The 12,233-nt window shown below is 46.6% G+C and carries 6 protein-coding genes; all 6 read left to right on the top strand.

From position 1 onward, the window contains the following. Window positions 1-53: 53 nt before the first annotated feature. Complete coding sequence (locus QN379_RS05605) at window positions 54-650, top strand: undecaprenyl-diphosphatase (protein WP_322234077.1); 597 nt, start codon at window positions 54-56, stop codon at window positions 648-650. A gap of 184 nt (window positions 651-834) precedes the next feature. Next, window positions 835-1,497 carry a response regulator transcription factor gene (locus QN379_RS05600; RefSeq protein ID WP_322234079.1) on the top strand — a complete coding sequence of 221 codons (663 nt, stop codon included), beginning with the start codon at window positions 835-837 and terminating at the stop codon, window positions 1,495-1,497. After that, window positions 1,473-2,828, top strand: coding sequence for an ATP-binding protein (locus tag QN379_RS05595; RefSeq protein ID WP_322234082.1), 1,356 nt, complete (start codon window positions 1,473-1,475; stop codon window positions 2,826-2,828). The genes QN379_RS05600 and QN379_RS05595 overlap by 25 nt, the downstream gene beginning before the upstream one ends. Before the next feature lie 623 nt (window positions 2,829-3,451). Then, a complete protein-coding gene (locus tag QN379_RS05590) occupies window positions 3,452-5,647 on the top strand; it encodes a hypothetical protein (protein ID WP_323506190.1) in 2,196 nt (731 codons plus the stop codon). A gap of 773 nt (window positions 5,648-6,420) precedes the next feature. Continuing rightward, a complete protein-coding gene (locus QN379_RS05585; RefSeq protein ID WP_323506189.1) occupies window positions 6,421-8,607 on the top strand; it encodes a hypothetical protein in 2,187 nt (728 codons plus the stop codon). 971 nt (window positions 8,608-9,578) lie between these two features. Next, entirely contained in the window at window positions 9,579-11,765 is a 2,187-nt protein-coding gene (locus QN379_RS05580) for a hypothetical protein (RefSeq protein WP_323506188.1), read from the top strand. Window positions 11,766-12,233: the final 468 nt, after the last annotated feature.

The raw sequence follows: 12,233 nt of genomic DNA, 5'->3' as shown, positions 1-12,233 counted from the left end.
ATTTAGGATCAATCTTCTGACTTTGCCCTTAATGTGCTATTTTTTGAGGTTCCATGGAAGAATTGAATCAAAGCTTGTTTCTGCTCATTAATGCGCCTGCACATCCCACTCCCGCGTTGCTCATATTTGCCAAAGTGTGTGCTGAACAACTGATTTGGCTGATCCCGATTGCGGTATTGGTGGGCTGGTTGTCAGGTGCAGAGAAAACGCGAAAAATCATGCTGCAAGCGACTGTATCGGGCATCATCGGCATGTTGCTCAGCCAATTAATTGGTTTGGTCTGGCAGCATCCAAGACCGTTTATGATCGGATTGGGCCATAACTTTGTCCCGCACGCCGCCGACTCATCTTTTCCAAGCGACCATTTGACCTTGTTATGGACGGTGGCATTCAGCTTTATATGCCATCGTCGGGTCCGCGTGATCGGTCTGATGTTTGCTTTGATGGGGTTGCCAGTGGCATGGGCGCGAATTTATGTCGGCGTTCATTTTCCATTAGACATGCTAGGCGCAGCAGTGGTCGCGGTGGTGAGTGCCGGAATCGGATTATGGACGGCAAAATGGTATGTTGCGCAGACATTCCGTTATGCCACAGCAATACATCGCTGGCTCTTCGGGCCGCTCATTCGGCGTGGATGGTTGATAAAATAACCAAAGCAGAATAGTTATTATCGGACATAAAGCGTTGGTTTTTCGTTATATTAATGATGGGAACTTGGGCAAAACCGTCCCTGCAACGGACTTACCATCTCTGCGGACCACAACCGTATGCAAGCTAGAAAAGCACAACGCAGTAGGCGCGATTTGGCATAAGTCCTGACAATAAGGAATCATCATGCGAGTATTGCTGGTTGAAGACGACCGAATGATCGGTGAAGCTGTTCAAGTGGCTTTACGCGACGCCAGCTACGCCGTGGACTGGGCGCATGACGGCTCAGCCGCGCTGATCGCCACGCAAACGGCGTCCTACGACCTGATGTTGCTCGACCTGGGATTGCCGCGTGTGGATGGCCTGGAAGTGTTGCGCCAATTGCGCCAACAAGGCAATTTGTTGCCAGTGCTGATTGTCACCGCACGCGACGCGGTGGATGATCGGATACGCGGGCTTGATCTGGGTGCCGACGATTATGTCGTCAAGCCTTTTGAAATGGGTGAGCTTCTGGCGCGGATGCGCGCATTGATACGTCGGCAGGCGGGTAACGCCACCCCGACCATGACCAATGGCACACTGAGCCTGGACCCAAGTACGCGAGAGGTTACAGTTGAAGGCATCGTCACTCGCCTGTCGGCGCGAGAATTTTCGCTGATGCATGCATTGTTGCTGCGACCGGGCGCGATTTTATCGCGGCAAGAGCTGGAGAACCGGCTCTATGGATGGAATGAAGAAGTGGAAAGCAACGCCGTCGAATTTCTGATTCATTCGATTCGCAAAAAGTTGGGTGCCACATCGATCAAGAATGTCAGGGGGTTGGGATGGATGGTGTCAAAGCAAAACTGAACCGCTCGCTGCAATTTCGTCTGTCGCTATGGTTATCACTGACGATTTTAGTGATGGCCATACTGGCCGGCGTGTTTTCATTTATTTCAGCTTTTCGCGAAGCCAATGATTTGCAGGACGATCAATTGCGGCAAGTCGCTGCGTTAGTCGATAGTCGTGGTCTTCCCCTTGCGACACCAACGCCCGCTAGCGTCGGCCAAATGAAAGATGACGAATCACAGGTCATCGTACAAACCTTAGGTGATGCAAACTCGCATTATCCACTGGCATCAGGACATCTGGCGTTGCCGGACAATCTGGCAGATGGGCTACAAACGGCCACAGTTAATCGTGTGCCATGGCGCTTATTCGTGCGCAGCATAAACACGGGACAACGATTGGTGGTTGGTCAGCAAACCGCAGTGCGTGATGAAATTGCGCGCGATGGCGGCCTGAGAACGGTGATGCCACTGATAGTGCTCATTCCCTTGTTGATCGGTTTGATCAGTCTGATGATACGCGGCATGTTGCGACCAATCACCCGACTTTCCCACGAAGTTGACCAGCGTGACGATCAGGACATCCGCCCACTTGACGACCAGCACGTGCCGGATGAAATACGACCATTGATAGGGTCAATCAACCGCCTGCTGCGGCGCGTTGCAGAGGCGATGGACGCACAGCGTCGTTTTATCGCCGATGCCGCACATGAGTTGCGCTCACCGTTAACCGCATTATCGCTGCAAGCCGAAAATCTGGCTGCAACTAATCTCTCCCCGAAATCCCAGGAACGACTGATTCCGTTAAGGCAGGGATTACAACGTGCCAAGAACTTGCTAGAGCAATTGCTGACACTTGCGCGCTCACAAAATACGCGAGGTGCACAGGCCACGCAACTTTCGGTTACGGCCGTGCTCCGACACGTCATGGAAGAGTTACTGCCAATGGCAGAAGCGAAAAGAATCGACATCGGCGTGGCTACCCACACTGACCGTGACTCCGACCTTACCTTGGTTGCATCAGAAGTAGAGTTCGTTGCGCTACTCCGCAATTTGCTAGAAAACGCGATTCGCTATACTCCAATTGACGGGACCATAGATGTACGCGTACGCACTGCGGATGGCGCACTATGGATTGAAGTCGAAGATACTGGTCCGGGCATTGCTGAGCTGGAACGAGAGCGCGTTTTTGACCCGTTTTACCGCATTCTCGGTAATGACAGCGAAGGCTCTGGACTCGGACTCTCCATCGTCAAATCGATCGTCCTGCGCTTGCAGGGCACAGTCACATTGCAGAACGCACATCTAATCGCACCGTTTGGACTAAAAGTCACCATTCGACTACCAGTCTGAATCTGCTGCATTGCTCTTAACTTCGTAGTTGTTGAAATAACTATCAAACACTTCAGACCCTGATAGCGCTAGCCTGGGTCATCGATTTTCTACGCATTGCGTTAGACGACAAAATAAACCTATTTCTTCAAGTCACTCATAGCCGGTCATGTTAAGACGATGGCTTAACGTTACATATCCCCGTGCAGAATGCGGAAGGTAAAGGAATTTTATGTCAATTACAGAATACTCTTACCTAGAAAGAGATAGTTCCCATATTAATCCTTCCGTGTAATTTGTAAAATTCGGCTGCGTATTTGATGTGAGCCAGTGCAAATATTTCCTGCATAAGGTCTTGAGTAATACCAACTGAAATACGCCTTATTAATCAGGGGCTGTTGACCTATGTTTTGGGAAATTTCATTAAAACCAAAATGAACTACCAGCGTCACATGCCATTGTTGCAGCTCCTTGCCGGTGCAATACGACGCCGCTCCAATCTGCATCGACATGCAACGCCTGCCGCGTGGGAAAACACAAATAATATGTCAAGAGGCCTTATCGACAGGTTTAATTACAGAAGGTACTTTTACCTTCGCGACTTGATGCCAAATATTTAGCTATAAATGAAGAGAAAGAAAACAATGCAACAAACAAAGTGGTTAAAGAAAATGTCCTATACAGTGGCTGCGTTTGGGTTACTGACTATTGCACAAACGGCTGTTTCCAGCCCAGCTCTTTATGATGCAAGAGGTCAATCCAAGGCTGGTCAGAACACGGATGCAGAAAAAGTAACGCCAAACAGAAAACTAAAATCTAATCATACCAAGTCGACGCAGGACTACCTGGACGGGATGAAACTAGATTTCACTCAGGTTAAGTTGGCGGACGGTAGCATACGCGTAACCGCTAATGCCAACAATCCAAAAATGCCAATTCCACCGACGCAAATCGAATATTACTGGTCGGCACCCTCTAATTCAGTTGATCATTATCCTGCATCAGACTCAGAACAGGGCGAGTCCTCGACGCTTACATTTACAATGCCCCCAACACAGCTTGAACAATACGAATTTGGTATGACGGGCTACGAAAAGGCGAACCAAAGCGTCTACGCTATTATCAATACTGTCATTGTTCCCATCGAATCCACGCAAGCTTACGTGAACGGGCTAGAAACTAATATCACGCAAACGAAGTTAGCAAATGGCGCAATACAGGTTGTCGCCAAAACCACCAATCCAACTGTTCAAATATCGCCAAAACCGGTGGAATTCTATTGGCAGGGGCCGCCTGATTCAGTTGATCATCATCCCGCTACTGAGTCCGAGCGAAGCAAGTCTTCAACGGCTACGTTCACCATGCCAGCGACACAAACCGAAAAATACGATTTCCACATAGAGGCAGCTGAAAAAGGAAACGCTAAAGTTTTTGCCATTGTCAGTACTCCCATTGTCCCTATTGGGTCGACGCAAGCCTACCTGAACGGACTAAAGCTTAATGTTACACAATCAAAATTGCCGAATGGCGCAATAGAAGTCGTCGCAAAAGTCAGCAACCCTGATATACAAACCTCGCCAACGCCAGTAGAATATTTTTGGGAAGAACCATCGGGTTCAACTGATTATCGTCCTGAATCAGAAGCTGAACGGAGCGAGTCTTCGACGGTAACATTTACGATGCCTGCTGCACAAACTGAAAAATACGATTTTAATGTAATCGGCACCGACAAGAAAAACTATAACGTTTACACCTACATTAATGCCCCAATTACGCCTCTTAGGTCGCATCAGTCGTTTCTAAACGTCTTTCAGGCGCGCGATGCGCGATCTACATTGAAAAGCAGCGACACAGGAGCATCGACTCAGTCGATTCAAGATTTCGTAGCTGGCTTAAAGCTTGATGTCACACAAGATAAATTAGCCAATGGCGAAACTAAAGTGGTTGTCAAAGCCATTAATCCTGATGTCCCAACTCCACCAACACCATTGAGCTACTTCTGGCTAGGACCCAAAGGTGCAACCGAACATAATCCGATACGGGGCGAGAGGACTGAGTTGTCTACGTTTTCCTATATGATGCCGGCGGCACAAACTGAAACCTATCAGTTCATGATCTCAGCATATGACAAGAACACTGACAAATTCATCGATTTTGTAAAGACGAAAATTACACCAGCGGAGTCGACGCAAGCCTTTCTGAACGGATTGACGCTTGATACTACCCAAACCAAGTTAGAAAACGGTGCAACCCGAGTAGTAGTGAAGACTAACAACCTGCATACCCCTACATCGCCAACACCAGTCGACTATTTCTGGAGAGGGCCAAAGGGTTCTACCAATCATCACCCAGTCAGTGGTGAACGCACTGAGCTTTCAACATTTGAATTTACGATGCCTGCGGAACAAAATGAAAAATATAATTTCTATGTCACAGGGTATGAAGAGGGCAATAATAATGTAAGCGCTATGCATACGACTTCTATTGTTCCAATCGGGTCGACGCAAGCCTTTCTGAATGGCTTGACGCTTCATACCACACAAACCAAGTTAGAAAGTGGCGCAACCAGAGTCGTTGTTTATGCCAGCAATCCGCATGAGGCGACCCCTCCAATGCCAGTAGACTACTTCTGGAGGGCCCCAACGGGCTCAACAGAACATTATCCAGTCAGTGGAAAGCGCACTAAGCTTTCAACATTTGAATTTACGATGCCAGCGGAAAAAATTGAAAAATACAATTTTTATGTCACAGGATACGAAGAGGGGAATGATAAAGTTAGCGCTATGCATACAACTTCCATTGTCCCGGTCGGGTCGACGCAAGCCCCTTCAAAGAATTGATGATTGAACGCACGCAAACCATGTTAGAAAGTGACTCGACCAAAGCACTGCTAATAGTGCGGTAATAATTTAGTCAAAATCTTCTTTACAATCCTCGCTTTGCGCTCTCTATGATAGCAAAGCGAGGAACCTTAATTTGACAATTCTAAGATTGGTGTAGGACTGACCCTCGCAGTTTCCACATCCGTCACCCCCTTCAAGCCACGCAAGAATCGCTCAGCGCCTTGCCACCAACATTTCCTCTGCCGATGGCTTCTTTTTATTGAGTTAGACGGCACAAAAGGATAACGGCATCAGGTCACTTATCACTGCTCCGTTTATGCTTTTATAGAACGCCACACAAGACTGTTCGACATTAAGCAACTACAGAAATCTTACCGAAATTATAGAATTTTCTTGCTACGTTAGAGATTGCTCTCATATCTATCTTTCTGTGTAATTTGTAAAATTGGATTGCGTATTTAATGTGGTCAGAGAAATATTTTATGGATGCGGTATCTATTAGTGAAAACTGAAATAAGTCTGTTTAATCAGAGCCTGTTGACATACGATTTAAGAACTACGTTCAATACCTACACGCATCTAGGGCAAAGTGGTGCGTGGCACAGTTGCAACCGCTTCCTGCCTTCCTATCTTATCGCGACACCTTCGCACCCATAAAATCATATATCAACAAGCCTTATCAATAGGATTAATTATGGAGGCGTTTTTCACCTTCGTGAATTGCTACAAAAAATCTTACAATCAATCCAGAGAAAGAAAGAAAGAAAGAAATGAAACAAACAAAGTGGCTAAAGAAGATGTCCTATACTGTTGCCGCGTTCGGACTGCTGAGTGTTGCTCAAACCGCCGTTTCCGCCCCGGTTCTTTATGATAAGACAGGTAAAGTGAAGGCAAGTCAAAGCGCGGGTATAGCAGAAGTGGCACCAGACAATAAACTGAAGTCTCATGTCAGCACCGCCGAGTCGACGCAAACCTACCTTGACGGGATGAAGCTAGACTTAAGCCAGGTTAAATTAGCAGATGGTAGAATCCGCGTGACCGCTCATGCCAGCAATCCGAAAACGCCAATTCCGCCGAAGCAAATCGAATACTACTGGTCGGCTCCCTCTAATTCAGTTGATCATTATCCGGCATCAGAATCAGAACAAGGCGAGTCCTCGACGTTCACATTTACGATGCCCGCAACACAGATTGAAAAATACAAATTTGGTATGATGGGTTCCGAAAAGACAAACGATGGCGTCTACGCGATTATCAATACTTTCATTGTCCCCATTGAATCGACGCAAGCTTATCTGAACGGACTAGAACTTAATGTCACGCAAACCAAGTTAGCAAATGGCGCAATACAAGTAATCGCCAACGCCAGCAATCCGGATACACAAACGTCACCAAAGCCGGTCGGATACCACTGGAAGGCCCCGTCTAATTCTGTTGATCATCATCCGGCATTAGAATCTGAACGGAGCAAGTCTTCGACATTTACATTTACAATGCCCGCCACACAAACTGAAAAATACGATTTTAGTTTGACGGGCTTCGAAAAGGAGAACGATAAGGTTCAAGCTGAAATCGATACTTCGATTATCCCCATTGGTTCGACAACGGCCTTCCTAACCGGGCTAAAGCTTAATTTTACGCAATCGAAATTAGCGAATGGCGCAACACAGGTGGTCGCCAAAGCCAGCAATCCGGATATGCAAACTTCACCAACACCAGTGGGATACTTCTGGAAGGCCCCATCGAATTCAACTGATCATCATCCTGAATCTGAATCAGAAGAAAACGAATCTTCGACGTTCACATTTACTATGCCCGTAGCACAGACTGAAAATTACAGACTTAATCTGCTAGGCTACGAAAAAGAGAACACCAAGAATGACACTTATCTTAATGCATCAATTACGCCTCTTAAGGCCCAGCAAGCGCTTCTGAACAGCTTGCAACCTCGCGATGCGCAAGCTACATTAAAAGGCAGTGTCACCGAGGCATCGATTCAGTCGATCGAAGATTACGTAGACGGGTTAGAGTTTGATGTCACGCAAGATAAATTAGCCAGTGGCGAGACGAAAGTGGTCGTCAAAGCCATTAATGCGGATATGCCAACCCAGCCAACATCGTTGAGCTACTTTTGGAGAGGCCCCAAAGGTGCGTCCAACCATGATCCGATAGCGGGCGAGACTACGTCGTCTACATTCACATTTACGATGCCGGCTGCACAAACTGAAACCTACCAGTTCATGATGACAGCATATGATGCAAACAATGAAGGTTACAGCGGCATTGTAAAGACACTGATCACCCCCGCAGAGTCAACGCAAGCCTTCCTCAACGGATTGACACTTGATACCACACAAACCAAGTTAGAAAGCGGAGCAACCCGAGTAATAGTCAAGGCTAACAATCCGCACATGCCTACATCGCCAACACCGGTTGAATATTTCTGGACAGGGTCAAGGGGTTCAACGGAGCATCAACCGGCCATTGGCCAGCTCACCCATTCTTCAACATTTGAATTCACGATGCCTGCGACACAAGATCAAAAATACACTTTTGTTGTCACAGGATACGAAGAGGGGCGTGATAAAGTTAGCGCTACTCATATCACTTCGATTATTCCAGTTGGGACGACGCAATCCTTCCTAAACGGATTGAAGCTTCATGCCACACAAACCAAGTTAGAAAGTGGTGCAACCCGAGTCGTTGTTCAGGCCAGCAATCCGCATGAAGCGGCTCCTCCAATGCCGGTAGAATATTTATGGAAAAAACCAAGTGGCTCAACGGAGCAGCATCCGGACCATCCGCTCACGGATTCTTCAACATTTGAATTTACAATGCCTGCCGGACAAACTGAAAAATACAGCACCAACGTGACAGGATATCAAAAGGATAAACATTCTGTTTCTTCTTTTTTCAAAATTTCTATCGAGCCGGTTTTAGAGGTTAACCCACTCTAAGTGGCACAGTAATAATTTAATCGACTCTTCTTAACAATCCTCGCTTTGCTCTCTTCATAAGAGCAAAGCGAGGAAACTCATAGTGGCACCCTGAAGTCCGATAGCCAGCAGGCGCTCACAATTTCCCATAGCTATCAACGCTTTTCAAACTACTCAAAGACAGCGCGACATACGATCATTGCAGCATTCCTTCAAAGGGTGATGTCGTAAAATATCAATTTCAAAATTTGGCGTTACTACGCTGCGATTACGCGCACATATTCCTCTAATCCCTTATTCTAAATTCGATGTTCTTGTCGCAAAAATTCTGCCAACGATGTCCCGCGCACCAAATACCAAGCACACTTTTAGCACCTTGCCATTTCCATTTTCTCGGTTAATCGACTCTCCACACATTGCGTCAGACCACAAAAAAACTATCACTTTAGGTCACTTATAACTTATCGGGTTATGGCTATCCAAAGACGCGACATAATGTTGTGCAGATTTAGGCAACTACAGGAATCTTATACACATTAGAGAATCCTCTTACGTCGTTAGAGATTGTTCTGGTATCAATCCCTCTTTATAATTTGTAATATTAGCCTGCGTATTTGACATGGCCAGAGAAGTACTTCATGCATCCGATCATTGATTAATACCAACTGAAATGGGCCTGATTACGCAAGGCCTGTTGACATATGATTTTAGAAATTGCGTTAAATTCAAAATGTGTACAGCAAAGCGCCTGGCAAAGTTGGGAACCGCTCCGACAAACCATGCAGAACCAGCACACGTTGGGTTTGAGCTTGCCGCTACATTCTATCGTACCGCTACGTCGCCTCGCTCCACATTCATTCGCAGCGCCGGCCGCAACCTCGTACCCCCCAATCATAAGTCAACAGGCCTGATAAACATGCTTAGTTACGGGGGTGCTTTACCTTCGCGAACTAATACCAATAATCCTACAATCAATCCAGTGAAAGAAAGCGATGAAACAAACAAAGTGGTTAAAGAAAGTATCCTATACAGTGGCTGCATTAGGGGTGCTGAGTGTTGCGCAGGCGGCCGTTTCAAGCCCGATTCTTTATGACGGTATAGGTAAAGTGAAGGCAGGTCAAAACGCGCGTGCAGCAGAAGCCGCTCCAAACAACAAACTGAGAGCTAACGCAAATAACGCCAAGTCGACGCAAGATTTTTTGAACGGGATGGATCTAGATGTAACCCAGGTTAAGTTGGCAGACGGCAGAATCCGTGTGACTGTTGTTGCCAATAATCCCAAAATGCCAATGCCACCGACGCCGATGGAGTACTACTGGATAACGCCGTCGAATTCTGAAGATCATCAACCAGAATCAGAACTAACCGAGTCGTCGACTTTTACATTTACAATGCCCGCAGCACAAACTGAAAAATACATTATCGATTTGATGGGAATCGAAATGGGGAGCAGTAACATCGCCGGTCATGTCAGTACTTCCGTGGTACCAATTGAGTCGACGCAAGCCTACCTGAACGGGCTGAAGCTTGACTTTACGCAATCGAAATTGGCGAATGGCGCAATACGGGTAGTCGTAAAAACCAGCAATCCGAATGTCCAGACGTCACCAAAGCCGGTAGAATTCCATTGGGGAGCCCCGTATGATTCAGTTAATCATGAGCCTGCCTCTGAATATGAACAAAGTAAGTCTTCGACGTTCGCATTTACGATGCCAGCAGCGCACACTGAAAATTACAACCTGGGCGTAACAGGAATGGAAAAGGGGAACACTAACGTTTCCGCTACCGTCAATGCCTCCGTTGTACCCCTTGGATCGACGCAGGCATACCTGAACGCATTAGAGCTTAATATAACGCAATCAAAGTTAGCGAATGGCGAAATACAGGTGGTTGCTAAAACCAGCAATCCGACTGTACCAACGTCGCCAAAACTGATGGATTACGCGTGGATACCGCCATCGAATTCCGTTGATCATCATCCTGAATCTGAATTAGAACAGCTCGAGTCTTCGACGTTCACATTTACGATGCCTGCCGCACAAACTGAAAAATACGATCTTAGTATGATGGTAGCCGAAAGGGCGCATACTACCGTTCATGCTTTTATTCATGCCTCAATTCAGCCTCTTAAAGCGCATCAGGCGTTTCTGAACCGCTTGCAGCCTGGTGACACGCAATCTAATTTGAAAGGCAGTCGCACCGCTCCATCGAGTCAGTCGATCACAGGCTTCGTAAACGGATTAAAACTTGATGTCACGCAAGATAAATTAGCCAGCGGCGAGACCAGAGTCGTCGTCAAAGCCATTAATCGGGATGCGCCAACGCCTCCAACACCGTTGACCTACGGATGGAGAGGCCCCACAGGTTCGACCGAACATCATCCGGCAAATGGAAAGAGGTCTGAGTTGACTACGTTTGCATATACGATGCCAGCAGCACAAACTGAAAACTATTATCTCTACGTCCCTACGTATGACAAGGTCAATAATAAATTAATCCGCATATTAGAGACGCGAATTACGCCTGCGGAGTCGACACAAGCGTTCCTCAATGGATTGACGCTTGAAACTACCCAAACCAAGTTAGAAGTAGGCGGCACCAAAGTAGTAGTCAAGGCTATCAATACGCACATGTCGGCATCGCCGACACCGGTGGAATACTACTGGATAGCGCCACCGGGCTCAACCGAACATCATCCTAAAAGTGGCTCGCGCACCAAGTTTTCTACATTTGAATTTACAATGCCTGCGACACAAATTGAAGAATATAATTTTAATATCGAAGGATTCGAAGAGGGAAATAATAAAGTAAGAGCTCCACATATGACTTCAATTATGCCAATCGGGACGACGCAAGCCTTTCTGAATGGATTGACGTTTCACTCCACTCAAACCAGGTTGGAAAGTGGCGCAACCAGAGTCGTTGTTCAAGCCAGTAATCCACATGAAGCGACGCCTCCGATGCCGATCGAATATCGATGGGGAAGACCAGTTAGATCCACGGAACATAATCCGACAGAGAGACTCACTGATTCTTCAACATTTGAATTTACAATGCCAGCGGGACAAGTTGAGGAATATAGTATTATTGTAAAAGGGTATCAAAAAGATACACATACTATTTCTTCTTCTACTACCGTCTCTTTTCAGCCGATTAAAGATGAGATTAACCCGTTCTAGGTAGCGCTGTAAGAATATAATTAAAATCTTCTTCAAAGTCCTCGTTTTGCTCTCTTCATAAGAGCAAAGCGAGGAAAATCACATTGACAATTTAAAGACTTGTATCGGACTGACGCTCGTCGGTTTTTCGAAACCGTCAACGCTTTTTAAATCACGCAAAAACTGCTCAAAACCGCTCAACGGTCCATCAATGCCGCATGTCACAAAAGGGAGAGAATTCTGCTCCAATCTGGTTTTCAACCGATGTACCAATGATGCTTTTATTCAGGTTGAAATTTTCCATCGTTTATTCGACGGTCCAGCGGTTACATGGAACAATTCAGTTGTGACTCGCCTGCGTGGTTGCGCCATTCAGTGTGAAAGCCCATAACCGACTACCAATCTGGTCATGTCGAAGCCCCCCAACTGTAGAGTGACAATATTTCCACAATTTTGCAACACTGTTTTAGCAAAAAAACAGTGCCCTAG

Source organism: Glaciimonas sp. Gout2 (assembly GCF_035018905.1).
GTDB lineage: Bacteria > Pseudomonadota > Gammaproteobacteria > Burkholderiales > Burkholderiaceae_D > Glaciimonas.
This window is presented reverse-complemented; position numbering and strand designations above follow the sequence as displayed.

Bases quoted from the DNA above. Each gene is read 5' to 3' on its own strand.
- QN379_RS05605 (WP_322234077.1), top strand. From the start codon at position 54: ATGGAAGAATTGAATCAAAGCTTGTTTCTGCTCATTAATGCGCCTGCA.
- QN379_RS05600 (WP_322234079.1), top strand. From the start codon at position 835: ATGCGAGTATTGCTGGTTGAAGACGACCGAATGATCGGTGAAGCTGTT.
- QN379_RS05595 (WP_322234082.1), top strand. From the start codon at position 1,473: ATGGATGGTGTCAAAGCAAAACTGAACCGCTCGCTGCAATTTCGTCTG.
- QN379_RS05590 (WP_323506190.1), top strand. From the start codon at position 3,452: ATGCAACAAACAAAGTGGTTAAAGAAAATGTCCTATACAGTGGCTGCG.
- QN379_RS05585 (WP_323506189.1), top strand. From the start codon at position 6,421: ATGAAACAAACAAAGTGGCTAAAGAAGATGTCCTATACTGTTGCCGCG.
- QN379_RS05580 (WP_323506188.1), top strand. From the start codon at position 9,579: ATGAAACAAACAAAGTGGTTAAAGAAAGTATCCTATACAGTGGCTGCA.